The organism is Spiroplasma endosymbiont of Colias croceus (genome assembly GCF_964020095.1).
In the GTDB taxonomy this organism is placed as follows: Bacteria; Bacillota_I; Bacilli_A; order Mycoplasmatales; family VBWQ01; genus Spiroplasma_E.
This window is the reverse complement of the sequence record NZ_OZ026536.1, coordinates 822,381-845,647: the sequence shown is the minus strand read 5'-3', so window position 1 is coordinate 845,647 and position 23,267 is coordinate 822,381. Positions and strand designations below refer to the sequence as shown.

Here is a 23,267-nt window from a genome sequence, read left to right as displayed (position 1 = left end):
ATATATTTATTACTCCTTTTCTAATCCTCAAGATAACTTTCGACTTCTTCATCGTAAGTTACAACTTTTTGTTCTTGACCTTTTTCGTCAATTAACACAATATTTATTCCTAAACCTTGTAGTTCTTTTGTTAAAACATTAAATGATTCAGGGATACCTGGCGTTGGAATTTGTTTATTACGTAGAATCGCTTCATAAGTTTTAATTCTACCTTTAATATCATCAGATTTAATAGTTAGGATTTCTTGTAAAGTATGAGCAGCACCATAAGCTTCTAATGCTCAAACTTCCATTTCTCCAAATCTTTGTCCACCATTTTGTGCCTTACCACCTAATGGTTGTTGAGTAATTAATGAATATGGGCCCACATTACGAGCATGTAATTTATCATCTACCATGTGTGATAGTTTTAACATATACATAACACCAACTGAAATTTTCTTGGCAAACTTTTCACCAGTTAAACCATCATATAATGTTAATTTATCAAAGTAATTATATTTTGCTTCTTTCATAATATCTAACAAGTCTTGATTTTTTGCACCATCAAAAACAGGGGTTGCTACTTTAATTCCTAAAGTTTTAGCAGCCATTCCTAAGTGTAATTCAAGAATTTGTCCAATATTCATCCGCGATGGTACTCCTAATGGATTTAACATAATATCAACTGGTGTTCCATCTTCTAGGAAAGGCATATCTTCAATTGGTAAGACTTTAGAAATAACACCTTTATTTCCGTGTCTTCCAGCCATTTTATCTCCTTCTCGGATTTTACGTTTTTGTACAATAAATACTTTAACTACTTCTTCTACTTCTGAAGGTAAGTCAAAACCATCTTCACGTTTATAACGTTTAATACCTTGAACAATTCCAGCACCACCATTAGGTACTCGTAATGAATTATCTTTAACATTACGTGATTTTTCACCAAAAATAGCTGCTAATAATTTTTCTTCAGCAGTTGATTGTGTTTGACCTTTTGGTGTAACTTTACCAACAAGAATATCTCCTTCTTTAACTTCAGTTCCAATTAAAACAATTCCTTCATCATCAAGATAACGTCTTGATTGTTCAGAAGTATTAGGGATTTCACGTGTAATTTCTTCTTTACCTTGTTTTGTTTTTCGACATTCTAAATTATATTCTTCAATATGCATTGAAGTATAAACATCATCTTTTACTAAACGTTCACTAATAATAATAGCATCTTCATAGTTATAACCATGTCAAGTCATGAAAGCAATAATTACATTTTGTCCTAATGCAAGTTCACCATCTTTCATTGAAGGTCCGTCTGCTAAAATTTGATTAACTTCAACTTTATCACCAACTTTTACTAATGGCACATGAGTTACTGCTGTTCCTTGATTACTACGTTCAAAACGACTTAACTCATAAGTTGTTATTTCATCTTCTGATTTAATAATAATTTCATGAGAATCAACATATTGTACAACTCCCGGTAAATTAGCAACAATAGCTAATCCTGAGTCACGAGCAACAGCATACTCAACACCCGTACCAACAATTGGTGTTTGTGGTTTTAATAATGGAATTGCTTGACGTTGCATATTAGCACCCATTAAAGCACGGTTAGCATCATCATTTTCTAAAAAGGGAATACAACTTGTAGCTATTGACACAATTTGTTTTGGTGAAACATCAATATATTCAACTTCGTTTGGTCCAACAATAATATTTTGACCATTACTACGAGCAATAACATTATTATTTTTAATAACATTATTAGTATCTAATTCAATATTAGCTTGTGCAATGATATAATTCTTTTCTTCACCGGCAGTTAAATATTTAATTTCATTAGTAATTTTACCTGCAATTACTTGACGGTAAGGTGTTTCAATAAAACCGTATTCATTAATACGAGCATAAGTGGCTAAATTATTGATTAAACCAATATTAGGTCCTTCAGGAGTTTCAATTGGACAAATTCTTCCATAGTGAGAATAGTGAACATCACGAACTTCTAAACTAGCACGATCACGTGATAATCCACCAGGTCCTAAAGCAGTTAAACGTCTTTTATTAGCCAATTCTGCTAATGGATTAGTTTGATCCATAAATTGTGATAATTGTGATAAGTTAAAAAACTCACCAATAACAGCTGTTAATGGTTTATTATTTATAATATTTGCTGGTTTCATTTTATCACTATCAGTAGTTGACATTTTTTCTTTAACATTTTTTTCAATACGTCCCATCCCAATACGAAATTGGTTTTGTAGTAATTCACCAATTGTACGAATACGACGATTTGCTAAGTGATCAATATCATCAGCATTACCAATACCATGAACAAAATTTAAAATATAAGAAAGAATTGCTAAAATATCAGCAATAGTAATAATTACTTCTTTACATTTAGGATTAATTCCAACAACATTAATAACTTCATTTAATCTTTCTTTATCATTATAAACTTTAATTAACTGCACATAATGTTTTGGTTCACTATCACTAATTGATGTTTTTAAAGGTACTAAACATGCTCCTTCTTCTAATACTGTTTTTAGAATTTCTAATTGTGATTTACCAATTACTGTTTTTTTGGATAAAACAACTTTACCTCTAATATCTTTAATATCTTCAGCTAGAGTGTAATTTAAAACACGATCTGTAATAGCTAATTTTTGAATTAACTTATATCTTCCTGCTTTTGTTAAATCATATTTTTTTGAATCAAATAATAATCCAGTTAAAAATTTTCCAGCACCATCAACACTGGCAGTTTCTCCGGCTTTAATTTTTTTATAAATTTCTTGTACTGCTGCTGGTCAATTTTGATGTTCATCATATTCATAAGTATTTAATAAAACATCATCTTTACCAATTATATTAATAACATCATCTTTAGTTAATCCTAAGGCAGTAAGTAAAGTGGTTACTGCAATTTTACGTGATTTTTCAATTTTAACTTGAATAATATCTTTAATTGCATTTTTATTACGAACTAATTTATTACGTTTAGAATCAGTTTCAAATTCTAGTCAAGTTCCACGTGATGGAATTAAATCACCTAAAAATTTATATAATCCGGTTTTTGGATCAATTTCAATTTTAAAATATGCACCTGGTGAACGAACTAATTGTGAAACAACAACCTTTTCACTTCCATTAATAATAAAGGTTCCTTTTTGTGTCATTAATGGAAAATCACCTAAAAATACATCTCCTTCACGAGTTAATGTATAATCAACAATTAAAACATCTTCTTCTCTACTTTTAATAGTAACTTCAATAGTTGAAAATTCACTATTAGCATGAACATTTTTTTCTTCAAAATAATATATATTATCGCTAACTTTTGGTTCATTAATGTTTTTAATACCAAATTGGTCTTTAATTCAACGCATTAAATAATCTAAAATATTATCTTTAGCAGCAATAGTTAAATGACGATTATTTTCATGAATTGATAAAGATAATTTTGTATAGATTGGTGCTTCATAAGTTTTTGACTCATCTTTTGCTTCTTTTAATGTTCTTCTTGGTTTACGAAATTCTCAATCAATCAATGATAAAATAATACGATTATCATTATCAGTTACCGGAAATATTTCATTAAATACTTCTTGTATTCCTGTATCAATAAATCATTTATAAGTATCACGTTGAATTGAAATTAAATCAGGAAGATCTAAATTTCCTGATACTTTAGTATAGTCACGTCTTTTAGCATAATGACCAAATTGTTTTGTAGTATATGACATTGGTTCATCTCCAATTTTAAAAATTTATTAAAATCAAATAATTTGATTTCAGTTAATTAGTATTAAATTACTAATTAGTTTGATAAAATATTAAGTTTTAAGTTGATAATTTTTAGTTAAATAACAAACAGAAAACCAGTTTTAATTAATACTGGTTTTCATATAAATTTTTAATATTTGAACTACTTAACTTCAACAATAGCACCAACGGCTTTTAACGTTGCTTCGTGTTCTGTTGCTTTTGCTGTATCAATATTTTCTAAAATCTTTTGTGGTCCTGTTGCTACTGCATCAACCATTTTTTTAGCATCCATTAAAGACATTGTACCACCAACAATTGCCTTAACTGCTTTAATAACATCAACTTTTTTGTCTCCTACTTCTTTTAAGATTACAGAAACTGTTGATGGTTTTGTTGCTTCTTCTTTAGCTGCTGCTGGTGCAGAAGCAACTGCTGCAGTTACTCCAAAAGTTGTTTCAATTAATTCAACTAATTCTTTTAATTGAACTGCTGTCATTGTTTTAACATGTTCAATAATTTGTTTATTTGTAATATTTTCCATTATTTTTTCCTCCATATTTTTTTTATTTAATAAGTGTTAATTATGCGTTTTCTTTTTGTTGGGCTACTGCTTTAATTGCTAAAGCCAAATTGCGAACTGGTGCTTGTAAACAAGAAGCTAACATTGAAATTAATTCTAATTTTGATGGTAATGAAGCTATTTTTTGTAACTCACTTTGGTCAATAACTTTCCCTTCAAAAATGCCACCTCTTAATACTAATAATTTATTAATTTTAGCATAATTAGAAACTATTTTAGCTGTTTCTAAGTCGTTTTCAAATCCAAAGATAAAACCATTTGGGCCAACTAAACTACTTTCAAGCGATGAATATTCTTTTTTTAAAGCACGAGCAACTAAATTATTCTTATAAATAGTGAATGTTGCACCTTTAGCTCTTAATTTCTTACGTAAAGAACTAATTTCTTCAACATTCATACCTTGATATTGTACAACAATTGTTGTTTTTGAATCATTAATTTGCTTAGCAATTAAATCAATAGTTTTTTGTTTTTCAACCATTGCTGGGCGCATAAGTACACCTCCTTATTATTCTAAAATAACTAGCAATAAGTAGTAAATAAAACTCGGAGCAAAACCGAGTAAATCACATGCATATATAATGATGGAAATTACCTGAGCAACATAATTAAGACAAAAGTGCGTTGCTGTCTTTGGCTTATTCTAGCTTGTATATTATATGATATATATATATTAAAATCAAGAAAAATTTACAAAAGATTAAATAAATAATTTTTTATTATATATCTTTTAAGTTATAAACACTATTTTTAATAACATAAATGCTAATTTCATCAATATCTTAATTAAGATTAAAAAAATAAATTAAAAAAATTGTTTTTTTTATAACTGGTTACTGTTTTTACTACTAGAGTTTTTACTTTCACTTGAAGAAGATTCACTATTTATTTTTGATTTATCTAACTCAAGATTTTTACAAACTCTTTCTCTTCTTTCAGATTCATTTTTTTCTCCTCAAGCTTTATTTATTTTATCAGCATTTTTAGCATGTGCTTCTTGTTTTAATTTATTATTCTCAATAGATTTTCATGGCATAATTTATTATTCCTTTCACTTTTTGAATATTTTTTCTACCTTTAAATACTCAATAAAATTATATATTTTTTATTAAAAATATATATAAAAATATATAAAAAATTATTCTTACTTAATTAAGTAAGAATAATTAAACTAATTATCGTTATATTTTAAAATGAATAACGTCGTTGTCTTACATTTTTAGGAGGTTGCATATTGTCCATAGAATTATCTTTATCTACATCAAACTGATTTTCAACTGGAATTATATTATTTTCAACATTTATTATTGTTTTATCATTCATTAGTTCATTTATAGTTTTAAGTTTTCTACCATCCAGTTCTTGTTTTAATATATTAAATTGTGTTTCTAACTTAGTTTCTAATTTATCACTTGTTAAATCCTTAGATACTGATTTAACTTCTTTTTTTCTTTTTCTTTTTTATCTTTATTATTTTTAAATATTAGACTTCTTGCAAAACTATGATATTAATCACATTTTTTAAGTTTAAAAATTTATTTTAATAACACTTTTAATATTTTTTAAAAATTATTGTTCAAAATATGTTTTATTTTTTGTCATTAAAATACAACAAAAATTATTATTTCAAATAAAAAAATAAAATATTAAATTATCAAATATATTTAAATTAATAATTGTAAATTATAAATTGAAGCTATTAAATTAAATCTTAATGCAAATTTTTTTCTTCTATTTCGATATTTTTCACTAATAATTTTAAATTTTTTAAGAATCGCAAAAACATGTTCAATAACAACTCTCATTTTTGAAATAGCCTTATTATTTTTCTTTTCTTCTTTAGTTAAAGGGTTTTTCTTTGATTTTCGTTTAGGTAATAAGACATTTTTATGTATGTTTTGTATACCTTGATATCCTAAATCTACTAAAATAGTTGTTTCTGATAAAAATTTCGTTTTTGAATTTTTTAAAATTTTAAAATCATGATTTTTACCATAAGAAAAATAAGAACTTATAATTTTTTTACTATCTTTTTCAATTATGACTTGAGTTTTTATTGTATGTTTTTTCTTTTTTCCTGAATAATATTGTTTTTGACTTTTTTTGGGCGTTGAATAATACTTTCAGTCACATCAATGATAACTGTTTTATCTTTAAAATTATTATTTAACAGTGATTTTTGCCCATCAAGTTGTTGAAAATCAGGATGTTTTATTAAAGTATTTTCTATTCACTTGATATTCCTATAGCAACTACTTTCACTAATTCCATAACTTTTAGCAATATGAAAATAAGTTCGATACTCTCTTCAATATTCTAAAGTCATTAATAAACGATTTTCTAATGATAATTTATTAGGTGTACCACCATTTTTAAACTTTTTTACTTCTTCTGTCTTTAAAATTTCTAGAATTTTATTAAAAATAATATCATTTATACCAGTTAATCTTAATAATTCTGGATTGTTAATAGTTTTTAATTTATCAAACATCATAGATTACCTATCTTTTTTATTTTTAATTTTATTTTAAAAATTTAATTTTTAATAGATAGGTTTTGCAAGAAGTCTATTTTATTATAAATTCATGATTCAACTTTTTTTGATGCAGTTGAAAAAACTGATGTAATTGCTTTAAAACCTCCACTAATAAAAACTGAAGCAATAGCAATATCAATCTTAATTGTTGCCACTACTGCAGCAGCCAAATAAGGAGCTAAAATCACAGAAAGCAAATTTGGAAGAACAGCAATAACAATAGTAATGACTAAAATAATAACCCAAACTTTTCACTCCGTTTTAGATGGCTTTGATTTTAATTCCATTTGTTCTTTTAATAATTCTTTAACTGGCATTGTACTAATATTATTTGCATTTTCTTTATCAATTAAACAAGTGCTTTTTTTATATTCTTCAATACTCTGGTACTTTTTAGTTTGTTTTCAAACTTCAACCTCATTTTTTTCATTATTATCAAAATATATTAGACTTCTTGCAAAACTATGATATTAATCACATTTTTTAAGTTTAAAAATTTATTTTAATAAGACTTTTAATATTTTTTAAAAATTATTGTTCAAAATATGTTTTATTTTTTGTCATTAAAATACAACAAAAATTATTATTTCAAATAAAAAAATAAAATATTAAATTATCAAATATATTTAAATTAATAATTGTAAATTATAAATTGAAGCTATTAAATTAAATCTTAATGCAAATTTTTTTCTTCTATTTCGATATTTTTCACTAATAATTTTAAATTTTTTAAGAATCGCAAAAACATGTTCAATAACAACTCTCATTTTTGAAATAGCCTTATTATTTTTCTTTTCTTCTTTAGTTAAAAGGTTTTTCTTTGATTTTCGTTTAGGTAATAAGACATTTTTATGTATGTTTTGTATACCTTGATATCCTAAATCTACTAAAATAGTTGTTTCTGATAAAAATTTCGTTTTTGAATTTTTTAAAATTTTAAAATCATGATTTTTACCATAAGAAAAATAAGAACTTATAATTTTTTTACTATCTTTTTCAATTATGACTTGAGTTTTTATTGTATGTTTTTTCTTTTTTCCTGAATAATATTGTTTTTGACTTTTTTTGGGCGTTGAATAGTACTTTCAGTCACATCAATGATAACTGTTTTATCTTTAAAATTATTATTTAACAGTGATTTTTGCCCATCAAGTTGTTGAAAATCAGGATGTTTTATTAAAGTATTTTCTATTCACTTGATATTCCTATAGCAACTACTTTCACTAATTCCATAACTTTTAGCAATATGAAAATAAGTTCGATACTCTCTTCAATATTCTAAAGTCATTAATAAACGATTTTCTAATGATAATTTATTAGGTGTACCACCATTTTTAAACTTTTTTACTTCTTCTGTCTTTAAAATTTCTAGAATTTTATTAAAAATAATATCATTTATACCAGTTAATCTTAATAATTCTGGATTGTTAATAGTTTTTAATTTATCAAACATCATAGATTACCTATCTTTTTTATTTTTAATTTTATTTTAAAAATTTAATTTTTAATAGATAGGTTTTGCAAGAAGTCTATTATATAAATAATTTAAATATTATTAAATTTTGAGGTATATAATAATTATTTAAAATAAAAGAGTTACCAATAATGGTAACTCCTATTCACTGTTAGGTGCCAACCGCAATGAATATTTACTTACCCTTAACTAAGTAAGTATTTTTATTATACTACTAAAATAAAGTTTTTTTAGTTTTATTTACTAAAAAAATTAAAACCTTTTTAATTTTATATATTTTTGATATTTATAATTAACTACTAATATACATCTGTATTCTTATTGGTATTCAATTATTTATTTTTTTCTAATTAAAAATATTATTTAAAACAACATTCTGATTACATAAAATTTTCTTAAATAATTGATAAAAAAGTATATTTTTTAATTTTTAACCTTAATAATAATATTGAAAATCTTTTAAAAGATTTTCACAACTAAAAAGTTTTTCAAAATAATGTTCGTTATTATTAACTTCAGTTTTAACTTTTTCAAAAAATAATTTTTTTGATTTATGTTTTTGTGAAAAATAACAATTTAGTTTATTTTTAGATTTTTTTGGACAATCTTCTATATTTTCTTCAAATAAATTTATTTCTTTGAAAAGATCAAAGTTTTCTTTCAATTTTTCAGTTTTAACTTTATCTTGACATTTATCAAGTAATTTTTTTAACTTTAAAGGATTTGAAACTACATTTGAAAAACTTTCAACGATTGCATAGTTATTTATTACATTTTCATAAATTCTTGGAGTAGAATTTTGTTCATTAATTAAAGTTTTGTAATCATTATCATTAAAATCACAATTTTTTTTGCTTTCTTAGGACATATTCCGTAATTAAATTTAATTAATTGTCAATAAAATTGTTTTAAAACTATTTAGTGTTATTGAATATAGAAATAAATATTTTTTGAAAAAATAGTTTAAAAAATGAGTTTACATTTTAAACAAAAAATTGTTAATAATATTTTTATATTAACTCGATAAAAATTTAAATTTTAAAAAAATATTTTTAATATTTTTTTTATTTTAATGGTTTTATTTTATTAAAAATTTCACAAAGTAAGTTAAATCGAGGCTTTTATGTAATCTGTGTATCTTTGTTTTACAAAGTACTAGTTTAGATTAATTCTATCTTCAAATTTTATCATAAAATGAGCAATTGCTGTATTTCAATTTTGAATGGGCATTGTTCATTTTTTTGTTATATTTTCAATTGCTAAATAAAATATTTTAAAAACTGCCATATCATTAGGAAAAACTTTTTTATTTCTGATAACTTTTCGTAATTGACTATTTACAGATTCAATAGCATTTGTTGTATAAATAACTCTTTTGATTTCTGTAGGATAACTAATAAAAACCATTAAATTATCTCAATTTTTATATCAAGATTTAGCAATTTGAGGATATTGTTTATTTCACTTATTTTCAAAGGATTCTAAAGCCTGCATTGCTTGTTCTTCACTACATGCAGTATAAATTGGTTTTAAATCTGCAACTAGAGATTTTCTATGCTTATATGAGACATATTTCAAACTATTTCTAATTTGATGAACTATGCATAATTGATGTTCTGTTTTAAGATAAACTGATTGTATTGCTTCTGACATGCCTGTTAAATTATCACTACAAGCAATCAGAATATCATTTAAGCCACGATTTTTCATTTCTGTTAAATTTGCTAATCAAAATTTAGCACCTTCATTTTCACTAATTCATAAACCTAAAACATCTTTTTTACCTTCTAAATCAACTCCTAAAGCTATATAAACTGATTTATTAATAATCCTTTTATCTTGTCGTACTTTCACTACTATGCAATCAAAATAAACAATCGGATAGACACTTTCTAATGGTCGATTTTGCCATGCTTTTACATCATCAATAACATCATCAGTAATTTGACTAATAACACTTTCACTAATATCAGCACCATGATATAACTCTTGTAATTGCATTCTAATATCTGATAATGTCATACCTTTTGCATATAAAGAAAGAACTTGTTGATCAAAACCATCAAATCTTCTTTGTCTTTTTGCAACTATTATAGGATTAAAATTACTATTGCGATCTCGTGGTACATCAATCTCAATTTTACCTTGTTGAGTTATTATTTTTTTTGAACTTATACCATTACGAGCATTGTCACTATTACTATGTTGATTCTTTTCATATCCCAAATAATTTTGCATCTCAGAATTCAACATTTTTTCTACTAATCTTTTTGTTAATTCTTTATACAATCCTCCCTCTTTAAAAACTGTTGTTAAATCTTCAGTATTTTCTAATAATAAATCTACTGCTTTTGATATTGGATCATTATTATTAATATTTTGCTTTTTAGCCATCTGTAACTCACTCTTTCTAGTCATTTAATTATATTTACTAGAATTAATTAAACATAGTTATTTTTGTAAGTTACACAGATTACTAAACATTACCGTTAAATCTTAAGTACATAAGTCTAAATTTAGATTTTCTACATTTATTTACTAAAATTTTGAATCTTTTCAATCAAGCAAAGACATGTTCAACTTTAATTCTAATTTTAGATACAATCTTATTGTATTTTCTTTCTTGTTTAGTTAATTTTTTATTTTTAGTTCTTTTAATTGGTATTATTGTATTTTTATAAATATTTTGTATACCTTGATATCCTAAATCACCAATAATTATTGTTTTTTCTGAAAATTCAAGATTTGAATTTTTTAATATTTGAAAATCATGCACTTTACCATTATCAGCAAAAATATCAACAATTTTTTTATTAAAAAAATCATATACAATTTGAAATTTTATAGAATACATTCAACTTTTACCAGAAAAATATTCTAACTGTAGTTTTTTTTAGTTGGTCTTTCAATTTCAATCTCAGTTGAATCAATTAAATAAAATTGAAATTCATTTGAATTTTCTTGTTTTTTATCAATTTTTAATTTATATCTTTCTTTTAAAAATTGGTAATCTTTGTGGTTACTAAGTTTATTTTCTACTCAAGTAATATTTCGAAAACAACTTGATGGGCTCATTTTAGATTTAATACTCATTTGAAAAAAAGTATAATATTCTTTTCAGTATAATAAAGTCATCATTAATCTTTCTTCTACTGAAAGTTTATTTTTTCGACCTTTATTTTTTTCTAATTTTTCTATTTCAATTAATTTTTCTAACATTTCATTAAAATGAAAACGTTTTATACCAAAATATCTATAAAATTCTTCATTTTTTAATTTTTTTAAATTTTCAAAAATCATTTTTATCAACACTTTTCTAAATTTATTGTTAATAACAAAATTATAAAATAAATTTTAAAATTATTAATTGACTTTTAAAAAATTTAATTACGGAATATGTCTATACAATAAAAACTCAAGTCATAATTGAAAAAGATAGTAAAAAAATTATAAGTTCTTATTTTTCTTATGGTAAAAATCATGATTTTAAAATTTTAAAAAATTCAAAAACGAAATTTTTATCAGAAACAACTATTTTAGTAGATTTAGGATATCAAGGTATACAAAACATACATAAAAATGTCTTATTACCTAAACGAAAATCAAAGAAAAACCCTTTAACTAAAGAAGAAAAGAAAAATAATAAGGCTATTTCAAAAATGAGAGTTGTTATTGAACATGTTTTTGCGATTCTTAAAAAATTTAAAATTATTAGTGAAAAATATCGAAATAGAAGAAAAAAATTTGCATTAAGATTTAATTTAATAGCTTCAATTTATAATTTACAATTATTAATTTAAATATATTTGATAATTTAATATTTTATTTTTTTATTTGAAATAATAATTTTTGTTGTATTTTAATGACAAAAAATAAAACATATTTTGAACAATAATTTTTAAAAAATATTAAAAGTCTTATTAAAATAAATTTTTAAACTTAAAAAATGTGATTAATATCATAGTTTTGCAAGAAGTCTATTGATAATGAAGATGCAATTTCTCAATCAATATGTTTTCTACATTTTGTATGTTTTCCTAAAATAACTACAGTAATATCTGAATCTTTTAAATACTCTTCTCTAATAGTTTTAAATATCTTTTTAGGAGGCAATTGCGGATCAATATCACCTAGTTTTACAGATACCTCTTTCACTTCAAAATATTCTCCATAACATTGCGAAATTAATTCTGATAATTCATCCTTTGCTTTTTGTTCTCTTAAATGATGATATGAAATAAAAATTTTTAACATTATTAATTAACCTCTTTTTTAAAATTTTAAAAATATTTTTTATAAACTTTAATAAGTTTATACTTTAGACATATTCCGTAATTAAATTTTTTAAAAGTCAATTAATAATTTTAAAATTTATTTTATAATTTTGTTATTAACAATAAATTTAGAAAAGTGTTGATAAAAATGATTTTTGAAAATTTAAAAAAATTAAAAAATGAAGAATTTTATAGATATTTTGGTATAAAACGTTTTCATTTTAATGAAATGTTAGAAAAATTAATTGAAATAGAAAAATTAGAAAAAAATAAAGGTCGAAAAAATAAACTTTCAGTAGAAGAAAGATTAATGATGACTTTATTATACTGAAAAGAATATTATACTTTTTTTCAAATGAGTATTAAATCTAAAATGAGCCCATCAAGTTGTTTTCGAAATATTACTTGAGTAGAAAATAAACTTAGTAACCACAAAGATTACCAATTTTTAAAAGAAAGATATAAATTAAAAATTGATAAAAAACAAGAAAATTCAAATGAATTTCAATTTTATTTAATTGATTCAACTGAGATTGAAATTGAAAGACCAACTAAAAAAAACTACAGTTAGAATATTTTTCTGGTAAAAGTTGAATGTATTCTATAAAATTTCAAATTGTATATGATTTTTTTAATAAAAAAATTGTTGATATTTTTGCTGATAATGGTAAAGTGCATGATTTTCAAATATTAAAAAATTCAAATCTTGAATTTTCAGAAAAAACAATAATTATTGGTGATTTAGGATATCAAGGTATACAAAATATTTATAAAAATACAATAATACCAATTAAAAGAACTAAAAATAAAAAATTAACTAAACAAGAAAGAAAATACAATAAGATTGTATCTAAAATTAGAATTAAAGTTGAACATGTCTTTGCTTGATTGAAAAGATTCAAAATTTTAGTAAATAAATGTAGAAAATCTAAATTTAGACTTATGTACTTAAGATTTAACTTACTTTGTGAAATTTTTAATAAAATAAAACCATTAAAATAAAAAAAATATTAAAAATATTTTTTTAAAATTTAAATTTTTATCGAGTTAATATAAAAATATTATTAACAATTTTTTGTTTAAAATGTAAACTCATTTTTTAAACTATTTTTTCAAAAAATATTTATTTCTATATTCAATAACACTAAATAGTTTTAAAACAATTTTATTGACAATTAATTAAATTTAATTACGGAATATGTCCTTTATTATAAAATAATACTCACTAAAAGTAATATTTTTAACTTTTAAGTTTTATAAAATCTTATTATTAAAATAAAGTAAATATTATACAAATTTCAAGTAATTACTAGTATAATGATTTAAGAATAAAAAAGAATAATTAGTACAAATAAAACTTGTTATTTTAAAGGAGAATAATATACATGAATAAAAACTATAAAGATACATTATTAATGCCTCAAACTAACTTTGAAATGCGTGCTAATTTAACTATAAAAGAACCACAACTACAAAAATATTGACAAGACCAAAAAATATATCAACAACTAATTAACAAAAATAAAAAATCTACGAAAACTTTTATTCTTCATGATGGACCTCCATATGCTAATGGTGATCTACATTTAGGACATGCATTAAATAAAATTTTAAAAGATATTATTGTTCGCTATTATAATAGTAGCAATTATTATGCACCCTATATTGCAGGTTGAGATACGCATGGTTTACCTATTGAAACAGCAGTTACTAACTCGGGAATTAATCATAAAACAATAGCAGTATCAGATTTTAGAAAACAATGTCAAAAATATGCAGAACTGCAAGTTGCTAATCAAATTAATCAATTTAAAACATTAGGATTATTAACAGATTTTGAAGATCATTATGTTACTTATGATAAAAAATATGAATCTGAACAAATTAAAGTTTTTGCTAAAATGGTAGAAAAAAAACTAGTATATCGTAATTTATATCCTGTATATTGATCACCATCAAGCGAAAGTGCCTTAGCTGAAGCTGAAGTTGAATATTTAACAAAAACTAGTGCTGCTATTTATGTTGCCTTTTTACTAAATGATGAAAAAAAAATATTTAACTTACCTACCTCACTAATAATTTGAACAACAACAACATGAACCATTCCTAGCAATCAAATGTTAGCAGTAAATGAAGAATTTACATATAGTATTATTAAAACTAATGAACAACAATATATTATTGCACAACCATTGATTGATTCTTTTACTAAAGCAAACAACATCACCGATTTTATAGTTGTTAAAACAATTTCTGGTAAAGATTTAATTGGATTAACAGCATTACATCCATTATATCAAAGAAAAACTCCAATCGTTCATGGTTCTCATGTTACTATAAATGATGGAACTGGAATTGTTCATACTGCTCCAGCGTTTGGTGAAGAAGATTTTGATTTAGGATTAAAACATAATATCAAAATTCTTTGTCCAATTAATGATCAAGGTCAATTTACAGCAGAAATCAATGATGAACAATTAGTCAATAAATTTTATGATGATACTAATAAAATTATTGTTGAGCGCTTAAAAAATAATGGTACATTAATTGGTATGAAATGATTTAAACATCAATATCCACATGATTGACGAACTAAAAAACCCGTTATTTATCGTGCTACTTTACAATGATTTATCGCTATTGAAAAAATCAAACCATTACTTACTAAAAATATTAATAAAGTAAATTTTGTTCCTGAATGAGCAAAAAAAAGAATGTTATTAATGACAAATAATCGCTATGATTGATGCATTTCTCGTCAACGTGCTTGAGGATTACCAATTCCAATTTTTTACACCGAAAAAAAAGAACCAATCATGGATATAAACCTTATTAATCATGTTGCTGATTTATTTGCTAAACATGGTTCAAATATTTGATTCGAAAAAGAAGCAAAATATTTATTACCACCTAAATATCAACATAAAGATAGTCCAAATGGTATTTTTTATAAAGAACAAGACATCATGGATGTTTGATATGATAGTGGCGTTTCCCACTTGGCAGTTATTAAAAATAATAATTTACCTTGACCAGCAGATTTATATTTGGAGGGTAATGATCAATTTCGTGGTTGATTTAATTCAAGTTTAACAACAGGAACTATTACTAATAATAGTAGTCCCTATAAAAACTTGCTGGCACATGGTTTTGTAACTGACGCTAAAGGCAATAAAATGTCAAAATCAATTGGTAATGTTATTAGTGTTAAATCAATTTGTGATACTAATGGTGCTGATATTTTACGATTATGAGTAGCCAGTGTTGATTTTACTGATGATACAAGAATTGGTACTGAAATTTTAAAACAAGTTAGTGAAAACTATCGTAAAATCAGAAATATTTTTCGTTTCTTACTAGGTAATTTATTTGATTTAGATATCAAAACTATTGAAAATAAAACAGAAGAAGAAATTATTAATAGTTTATCAGAAGTTGATCAATATATTTTAAATAAATTAAACGGATTAGTGACTAAAATTAATGAAAATTATCAAACTTACCAATTTAATACTATCTATCATTTAATTTTAAATTTTGTTACTAATGATTTGTCTGCTTTTTATTGTGATTTTACTAAAGATATTTTATATGTTAATAGCAAAAATGACATTAGAAGAAAACAAGTACAAATGACAATGTTTTTAATAGTAAAAACTTTAATTGGTTTATTAGCCCCTATTTTACCACACACTACTGAAGAAGCATTCCAAAGTTTAACTAAAAAAGATTTAAACACAAGCAGTGATTCTATTCATTTAAAAAAATTTCCACAACCATGAAATTTAAACAAACCAACAAAACTAATGGAAAAATGAGAATATTTTATTAACTTTAAAAATGAAGTTAATAAAGTTATTGAACAAGCTAAAAAAGACAAAATTGTTAAAACAGCCTTAGAAACAATAGTGACTATTATTTTTAAAGATAATCATAATATCTTATCAACAATTGATGAAAAAGAATTAGCACAATTATTAATTGTTAGTGAAGTTAATATTAATTATAATAATAGCAACGTTAATGACTGAACTATTAATGTTAAAACAAAAGAGGGTACTAAATGTCCTCGCTGTTGATTAATTGTTAATGAAACAAAAGAAGATGTTTGTAATCGTTGTTTTGAAGTGTTATCCTTAATAATGTAAATAACTAATATTAGTTTAGAAAGAAGTAATTATGGAATTTTCTTGATTAGCAATTAAAAATCATTTAAAAACACGTGATTGAAAATGATTAACTAAAATAATTTGTTTTTGTGCAATTATTATTCTAATTGTCACTGATCAAATGATAAAATTAGCAGTACAAAATGGAATAAAAGTTGGTGAAGAATATAAATTCATACCCGGATTTATTAATTTAAAATTTATTATTAATTATGGTTCTGCTTTTAGTTTTTTTCAAAATCAAAAAATCTTTCTAATAACTTTTGCTTTTCTAGTAGCAATTGCTAGTAGCACCTGACTATTATTTACTAAATCTATTAACAGAGCACTAGGTCTCAGTTTTGTTATTGCAGGAACAATCGGTAATTTAACCGATAGATTTTTACATAATGGTGGTGTTATTGACTTTTTATTATGACAACTATTCCCACCATATACTATTTTTAATACTGCGGATATATTTATTACCATTGGTATCACAATTATTATTCTACAAATAATTATTGGAACCATAATTAATGCCTATAAAGAAAAGTTTGGAGAACACAATAATGAAGTCAACAACGGAACATTCACAACAATCATCAATGATAGAAAATCAAAAGATGATAAAACTAACATATCATGAAAACAAAAATATCCGCATCGACAAATATTTAGCAATGATATTAACAGAACATCATTATTCACGAAATTTTATCCAAAATTTAATCACTAATGGGCAAGTAATAGTTAATAATAAAACTATTTCATCAGCTAACTTATTATTAAAAAATAATGATGAAATAAATATTATTATTAAAAATGAAAAAGAGAACACTTTAAAAGCAACTGCAATTGATTTTGAAATAATTTATGAGGATAATGAAATTCTTGTTATTAACAAACCTAATAATTTAGTTGTCCACCCAGGAGCAGGTAATTGAGATAATACTTTAGTTAACGGATTATTATTCCAATCTAAAATTGAAAATATTGATGAAAATAATTTACGTCCAGGCATTGTTCATCGTATTGACAAACAAACGACAGGGTTATTATTAGTAGCTAAAAATAAAATTAGTCATCATATTTTAGCAGAACAATTACAAAAACATGAAATTAAACGAATTTATATTGCATTAGTTCATGGTACAATTAAAAGTAGATCAGGAACCATTAAAGCGCCTATTGCTAGAAGCAATAATAATCGTCTAAAAATGATGGTCAATGAACAAAATAGTAAGAAAGCAACTACTCATTTTACAGTTATTGAGCGATTTAAATACTATACTTTAGTTCAATGTCAATTAGAAACTGGTCGAACACACCAAATTCGTGTTCATTTTGAGTGAATTGAACATCCAATTGTAAATGACCCTTTATACAGCAAGTTTAAATTGGAAAATGCTAATATTGGACAATACTTACATGCTAAAGTCATTACTTTTACTCATCCCACAACTAAAAAAGTTATGACTTTTGAATGTAATTTACCTGATTTTTTTGAAAATAAATTACAATTATTACGAAAGGAAAGTGTTAAATAATGGATGATAATATTCTAGATATTTTAGGTTTACAATTAGTTGATTATTTTATTAGTCATCAAGATTATCGACCATTTAATGTTCCTAAAGAATTAAAACTACATGTTAAAGGTGAAGTATATCTAACTAATAAAGATAGTAATACTTATCATATCATTAAAATTATTAAAGAAAATAATTTTAATCCTCACCATTTAAAAAATAAAGATGAAGTTTATGAAATTTTACATAAACAATTAGCAGATGAAGGTGTTAAAGATATTCGTTATTTAATGGTTATTTTAAATGATGATAACCAAAACGAAAATCGAATGTCACCAGCGGTTGATGTTATTATTGCTACTAGTGACAAAATTGTTCAAGAATTATCTAAATTTTATACTAGTATTACTAAATTTATTAAGGTAGACTTACCCCAACTTGAAACTGAAACCGAAAATAATGAAGAGACTAATGAAGATAATGGTACTGGAACTTTAAGTGATAATTGAAAAAAAGTTAATTTTCAAAACCGTCGTTACTTAAGCGAAACATTAAAAAAATGTACTAATGCTAATTTGGCAGTTACCTGATTTCTTTTTATAATTCCTATTATTACACTTGTTGTTTTTCTAGTAATTATAAATCTTAGTCAAGATGATTGATTAGCATTAGATTATAAACAACAACATTTGCTTTTTGGTGCCAATTATCATAACTTAATATTTGGTGCTTATCAATATTGAAGGTGATTAATTTATCCATTTGCTGGTAATGATATAAATCCTTCAGCTCCTATTAATTTAATATTTTCACTTTGAATGTTTTATCGTGTTGGTAGATTTGTTGAAGGATTTTATGGATGATGAAAAGCAATTTTCATTTGAATTGGTGCAATGATTCTAACCGGTATTTTACAAAGTGTTGTTGATAATATTAATATCATGTCAGGATTTTGAGTTTTTCCTGTAATTTCATTAGGAGCAATGTTACCTTTCATTTGAAATTATAAATTATTTAAAACTCCAATTATGAGTCGTTTCTTTACAACTATTTTATTAATGTTAATATTTTGATTTATAACTGATCAACAAGTAGTGACATTATTATATTGAATGATTGCTTTTGTCACAGGATGATTATTTGCTTCTTTAATCGGATATCATAATCGTAAAATAACTGTGTATTATGCTTTTAGTCCAATTGCTATTGGTTCATTAGTATTATTTGCTGGTTTACTTTGGGGTTTAAATAATTATTATCCTGTTGATGATAATAATTATACTTTAGAAGTATTAAAACAATATCAAAAACTTGGTCTAATTAGTCAAAGTACTATTAATAGTATTATGCTTAATTACTTTCACATACAAGTATAAAAAAAAGTAGGAAAAATCCTACTTTTTTTTATAAATAAAATTCTATATTTTTTTTAATGCATCAAATAAATACTTTTCTTCCTCTTTTGTAAGAAGATTAGTATTAATAAATATCTGTCTACTATTAATATCAATAATTTTAAAATCTATAGCAATATATGAATAATTATTAAAATTAATTTTTAATCTTTCTGATCATTCAATTATCATAAAATTATTCATCATTATTTCATAATATTCTTCTAAATGAGGATTAATTAAACGATAAGCATCCATATGAATTAAATTTCATTCATATTTAGTTTGATACTTATTTCAAATAATAAAAGTTGGGGAATTAATAATATTTTTAACTCCAAGTAAATTACCAATTAATTTAGTAATTTGCGTTTTACCACTACCAAGCGGACCATTTAATAATAAAATTAAATTTGGTTTAGCAATTTTAGCAATTATTTTGGCAAGAGTATTAGTGTCATCTAAATTTTTTAATATATATACTTTTTTTTTCATAATAACCTTCTTTGATAATTATTTTATACTTTACAAACTATTATACAAAATAATAACTTATTTTCTAAATTATTATTTTTCTTATTTAAAAGTTATTACTGCTCATATGTTTCTTTTTTAACTACTACTTTTTCTTTACTTCTTACAAAAAATCATTGATAAAAACCAAAACCAGAATTACCAAGAGCAACAATTCACATTAATAAAAGATTTACATCCAAACGATTATGAGCAACTCCCGAATACATAGCTATTTGAAAAATATTAACAATTATTCAAAAAATTCATTGTTCACGAAAACGTAATAACATTAGTATTTGCGCAACAATACTTAAAGAATTAGTTAATGAATCTACAATATGTGGTAAAACTTGTTGAAAAGTATTACCATCAAAATCATATTTCCCTAAAATTACACGTGAAAATTCAGGAATTTCAAAATAAAAAAATACTGATAAAACAATTGCAAAGTAAATAGTAACAATACTTGTTTTTAAATTTAAACGTTTAGAAATTATTTCTTGTTGTGAATCTAAATGAAATTTCCATAAACTATAGCCAATAAATTGAAAAGGCAAAAAGAAAAATAAATTCAACTGCATATCACCAACATAATCTCAAACTAAAGCAATACAACCATAAATACTAACAGCAAAAAAGCCTCAAAAAAAATTAGAAATTTTACCAAATGAAATTAAAATTATACAAATAACATTAGTAAAAGCAGCAATACCATTTAAGAATAATAATACTTGCTGTCAAGGATGATAAGCTTGACGATTTACAATAGTTCAAACCGAAGAATATAAATTAGAATTAATAAAATGATTCAAATCAAAAAATGTATTTCATAACATAAAAATCCCTAAACAAATAATAGCTACTTTAGCAGAAAATGGAATTTTAAGTAATGTTTAGTAATCTGTGTAACTTACAAAAATAACTATGTTTAATTAATTCTAGTAAATATAATTAAATGACTAGAAAGAGTGAGTTACAGATGGCTAAAAAGCAAAATATTAATAATAATGATCCAATATCAAAAGCAGTAGATTTATTATTAGAAAATACTGAAGATTTAACAACAGTTTTTAAAGAGGGAGGATTGTATAAAGAATTAACAAAAAGATTAGTAGAAAAAATGTTGAATTCTGAGATGCAAAATTATTTAGGATATGATAAGAATCAACATAGTAATAGTGACAATGCTCGTAATGGTATAAGTTCAAAAAAAATAATAACTCAACAAGGTAAAATTGAGATTGATGTACCACGAGATCGCAATAGTAATTTTAATCCTATAATAGTTGCAAAAAGACAAAGAAGATTTGATGGTTTTGATCAACAAGTTCTTTCTTTATATGCAAAAGGTATGACATTATCAGATATTAGAATGCAATTACAAGAGTTATATCATGGTGCTGATATTAGTGAAAGTGTTATTAGTCAAATTACTGATGATGTTATTGATGATGTAAAAGCATGGCAAAATCGACCATTAGAAAGTGTCTATCCGATTGTTTATTTTGATTGCATAGTAGTGAAAGTACGACAAGATAAAAGGATTATTAATAAATCAGTTTATATAGCTTTAGGAGTTGATTTAGAAGGTAAAAAAGATGTTTTAGGTTTATGAATTAGTGAAAATGAAGGTGCTAAATTTTGATTAGCAAATTTAACAGAAATGAAAAATCGTGGCTTAAATGATATTCTTATTGCCTGCAGTGATAATTTAACAGGCATGTCAGAAGCAATACAATCAGTTTATCTTAAAACAGAACATCAATTATGCATAGTTCATCAAATTAGAAATAGTTTGAAATATGTCTCATATAAGCATAGAAAATCTCTAGTTGCAGATTTAAAACCAATTTATACTGCATGTAGTGAAGAACAAGCAATGCAGGCTTTAGAATCCTTTGAAAATAAGTGAAATAAACAATATCCTCAAATTGCTAAATCTTGATATAAAAATTGAGATAATTTAATGGTTTTTATTAGTTATCCTACAGAAATCAAAAGAGTAATTTATACAACAAATGCTATTGAATCTGTAAATAGTCAATTACGAAAAGTTATCAGAAATAAAAAAGTTTTTCCTAACGATATGTCAGTTTTTAAAATATTTTATTTAGCAATTGACAATATAACAAAAAAATGAACAATGCCCATTCAAAATTGAAATACAGCAATTGCTCATTTTATGATAAAATTTGAAGATAGAATTAATCTAAACTAGTACTTTGTAAAACAAAGATACACAGATTACATAAAAGCCTCGAATTTTATTAAGATCTTTGGGTATTGATAATAAAAATTCTTTTATATTTTTCTTTCTTTTTATAAATCTAAATTTTATATCTTTAAACATATTTTCTTCCTTTTAAATTTATTTATTTATTTATGTTCACTAATGTATTATTCAATCGTAATTTTCCATAAATTGCCAATGTAAGTGCATCATTAACTTTATCTAGTTCACTCTCATTAATGAAAATACCATTAATACCATTTTCACCAATACTACCATCACCTTTACCAAAATAACTTAACTTTAAATCTAAATTCAAACTAGATAAATCAACAGCATAAAAATCTCATATTTTTATTGAAGTTTTATTAGCATAGTAACTACCAAGTCTATAAATACAATCAAGTTTTAAGCTTCTAATATTAATTCCTGTCTCTTCTAAAATTTCATTCTTAACAGTTTCTAGTGATGATTTACCTAATTTACAACCACCTGTTAGAGTACTAAAAAATGATATCTTTTTATTTTCAAATAAAGGATTCTTTTCTTTCATTAATAAAAATCAATATTGATTGTATTTATATACAAAAGGTAAAACTCCAACTCCTTCATTATTACATCATGGTTCACTAACACCTGTCATAAAGCCATTAGTAATTAACTTTAAAAATTTGCCCATAATAAACCCCCTTTACTATAAGTAATATTATAACATTAACTTAAAATTCAATTTGAAATTTTATACTAACTAAAAATAAAATTTATCCCAAATATTAATGAAAAAAATCATAAATAATTCCCTACTAAGATAATAGTTAATATATAATTTA

The 23,267-nt window shown here is 23.7% G+C and carries 22 protein-coding genes; 8 read left to right on the top strand and 14 right to left on the bottom strand.

Going from position 1 to position 23,267, the window contains the following annotated elements; genetic code table 4:
* Window positions 1-20 precede the first annotated feature (20 nt).
* The 10 genes from AACL24_RS05230 to AACL24_RS05185 all read right to left on the bottom strand — a co-directional run bounded on the left by AACL24_RS05230 (window position 21) and on the right by AACL24_RS05185 (window position 11,643).
* Window positions 21-3,731 carry a DNA-directed RNA polymerase subunit beta gene (locus tag AACL24_RS05230; protein WP_339049106.1) on the bottom strand — a complete coding sequence of 1,237 codons (3,711 nt, stop codon included), beginning with the start codon at window positions 3,729-3,731 and terminating at the stop codon, window positions 21-23.
* Between the two features lie 182 nt (window positions 3,732-3,913).
* Window positions 3,914-4,294, bottom strand: coding sequence for a 50S ribosomal protein L7/L12 (gene rplL / locus AACL24_RS05225; RefSeq protein WP_252320298.1), 381 nt, complete (start codon window positions 4,292-4,294; stop codon window positions 3,914-3,916).
* Window positions 4,295-4,334: 40 nt separating this feature from the next.
* A complete protein-coding gene (gene rplJ / locus AACL24_RS05220) occupies window positions 4,335-4,826 on the bottom strand; it encodes a 50S ribosomal protein L10 (protein WP_339049105.1) in 492 nt (163 codons plus the stop codon).
* Window positions 4,827-5,156: 330 nt separating this feature from the next.
* The gene (locus AACL24_RS05215) at window positions 5,157-5,369 is read right to left on the bottom strand and encodes a hypothetical protein (RefSeq protein WP_252320294.1); all 213 of its coding nucleotides are present in this window, start codon (window positions 5,367-5,369) and stop codon (window positions 5,157-5,159) included.
* Window positions 5,370-5,997: 628 nt separating this feature from the next.
* A protein-coding gene (locus AACL24_RS05210; protein ID WP_339049104.1) for an IS5 family transposase occupies window positions 5,998-6,827 on the bottom strand; the annotation gives its coding sequence in 2 pieces (ribosomal slippage) (window positions 5,998-6,431 and window positions 6,431-6,827; 831 coding nt in all).
* A gap of 41 nt (window positions 6,828-6,868) precedes the next feature.
* Window positions 6,869-7,186, bottom strand: coding sequence for a hypothetical protein (locus AACL24_RS05205; protein WP_339049103.1), 318 nt, complete (start codon window positions 7,184-7,186; stop codon window positions 6,869-6,871).
* A gap of 309 nt (window positions 7,187-7,495) precedes the next feature.
* Window positions 7,496-8,325 (bottom strand): IS5 family transposase gene (locus AACL24_RS05200; RefSeq protein ID WP_339046242.1). Its coding sequence is split into 2 segments (ribosomal slippage): window positions 7,496-7,929 and window positions 7,929-8,325, totalling 831 coding nucleotides; the frame shifts between segments, so codons are not numbered across the junction.
* A gap of 1,173 nt (window positions 8,326-9,498) precedes the next feature.
* Window positions 9,499-10,737, bottom strand: coding sequence for an IS256 family transposase (locus AACL24_RS05195; protein ID WP_339046650.1), 1,239 nt, complete (start codon window positions 10,735-10,737; stop codon window positions 9,499-9,501).
* Window positions 10,738-10,819: 82 nt separating this feature from the next.
* The gene (locus AACL24_RS05190) at window positions 10,820-11,197 is read right to left on the bottom strand and encodes a transposase family protein (protein WP_339049102.1); all 378 of its coding nucleotides are present in this window, start codon (window positions 11,195-11,197) and stop codon (window positions 10,820-10,822) included.
* 23 nt (window positions 11,198-11,220) lie between these two features.
* A complete protein-coding gene (locus AACL24_RS05185; protein ID WP_339045912.1) occupies window positions 11,221-11,643 on the bottom strand; it encodes a transposase family protein in 423 nt (140 codons plus the stop codon).
* Between the two features lie 47 nt (window positions 11,644-11,690).
* Here AACL24_RS05185 and AACL24_RS05180 point away from each other — a divergent pair, with 47 nt between their 5' ends.
* The gene (locus AACL24_RS05180; protein WP_339049393.1) at window positions 11,691-12,143 is read left to right on the top strand and encodes a transposase family protein; all 453 of its coding nucleotides are present in this window, start codon (window positions 11,691-11,693) and stop codon (window positions 12,141-12,143) included.
* A 139-nt stretch (window positions 12,144-12,282) separates the two neighbouring features.
* Here AACL24_RS05180 and AACL24_RS05175 read toward each other — a convergent pair whose 3' ends face one another.
* On the bottom strand, window positions 12,283-12,597 hold the full coding sequence (locus tag AACL24_RS05175) for a TIR domain-containing protein (RefSeq protein WP_339049101.1): 315 nt from the start codon (window positions 12,595-12,597) through the stop codon (window positions 12,283-12,285).
* Between the two features lie 168 nt (window positions 12,598-12,765).
* Between AACL24_RS05175 and AACL24_RS05170 the strand changes: the two genes are divergently transcribed.
* From AACL24_RS05170 to AACL24_RS05145, 6 genes are all read left to right on the top strand, one after another.
* Window positions 12,766-13,188, top strand: a complete 423-nt coding sequence (locus AACL24_RS05170) for a transposase family protein (RefSeq protein WP_339045912.1) — start codon at window positions 12,766-12,768, stop codon at window positions 13,186-13,188.
* Between the two features lie 23 nt (window positions 13,189-13,211).
* Entirely contained in the window at window positions 13,212-13,619 is a 408-nt protein-coding gene (locus tag AACL24_RS05165; protein WP_339045908.1) for a transposase family protein, read from the top strand.
* Between the two features lie 383 nt (window positions 13,620-14,002).
* Window positions 14,003-16,765 (top strand): isoleucine--tRNA ligase, encoded by a 2,763-nt coding sequence (gene ileS / locus AACL24_RS05160; RefSeq protein ID WP_339049100.1) that lies wholly within the window; start codon window positions 14,003-14,005, stop codon window positions 16,763-16,765.
* 31 nt (window positions 16,766-16,796) lie between these two features.
* The gene (lspA, locus tag AACL24_RS05155) at window positions 16,797-17,504 is read left to right on the top strand and encodes a signal peptidase II (RefSeq protein ID WP_339049099.1); all 708 of its coding nucleotides are present in this window, start codon (window positions 16,797-16,799) and stop codon (window positions 17,502-17,504) included.
* Complete coding sequence (locus AACL24_RS05150) at window positions 17,449-18,315, top strand: RluA family pseudouridine synthase (RefSeq protein ID WP_339049098.1); 867 nt, start codon at window positions 17,449-17,451, stop codon at window positions 18,313-18,315. Before lspA ends, AACL24_RS05150 begins: the two co-directional genes overlap by 56 nt.
* Entirely contained in the window at window positions 18,315-19,673 is a 1,359-nt protein-coding gene (locus AACL24_RS05145) for a hypothetical protein (protein ID WP_339049097.1), read from the top strand. The genes AACL24_RS05150 and AACL24_RS05145 overlap by 1 nt, the downstream gene beginning before the upstream one ends.
* Window positions 19,674-19,715: 42 nt before the next feature.
* Here AACL24_RS05145 and tsaE read toward each other — a convergent pair whose 3' ends face one another.
* Both tsaE and pnuC read right to left on the bottom strand, forming a co-directional pair.
* On the bottom strand, window positions 19,716-20,186 hold the full coding sequence (gene tsaE, locus AACL24_RS05140; RefSeq protein ID WP_339049096.1) for a tRNA (adenosine(37)-N6)-threonylcarbamoyltransferase complex ATPase subunit type 1 TsaE: 471 nt from the start codon (window positions 20,184-20,186) through the stop codon (window positions 19,716-19,718).
* A gap of 95 nt (window positions 20,187-20,281) precedes the next feature.
* Window positions 20,282-21,043 carry a nicotinamide riboside transporter PnuC gene (pnuC, locus tag AACL24_RS05135; protein ID WP_339049095.1) on the bottom strand — a complete coding sequence of 254 codons (762 nt, stop codon included), beginning with the start codon at window positions 21,041-21,043 and terminating at the stop codon, window positions 20,282-20,284.
* A 143-nt stretch (window positions 21,044-21,186) separates the two neighbouring features.
* On the opposite strand from pnuC, the gene AACL24_RS05130 reads away from it, so the two are divergent.
* On the top strand, window positions 21,187-22,425 hold the full coding sequence (locus tag AACL24_RS05130; protein WP_339048583.1) for an IS256 family transposase: 1,239 nt from the start codon (window positions 21,187-21,189) through the stop codon (window positions 22,423-22,425).
* Between the two features lie 154 nt (window positions 22,426-22,579).
* Here the strand turns inward: AACL24_RS05130 and AACL24_RS05125 are convergent, their stop codons facing one another.
* Window positions 22,580-23,116 (bottom strand): hypothetical protein, encoded by a 537-nt coding sequence (locus AACL24_RS05125; RefSeq protein WP_339049094.1) that lies wholly within the window; start codon window positions 23,114-23,116, stop codon window positions 22,580-22,582.
* Between the last annotated feature and the right edge of the window lie 151 nt (window positions 23,117-23,267).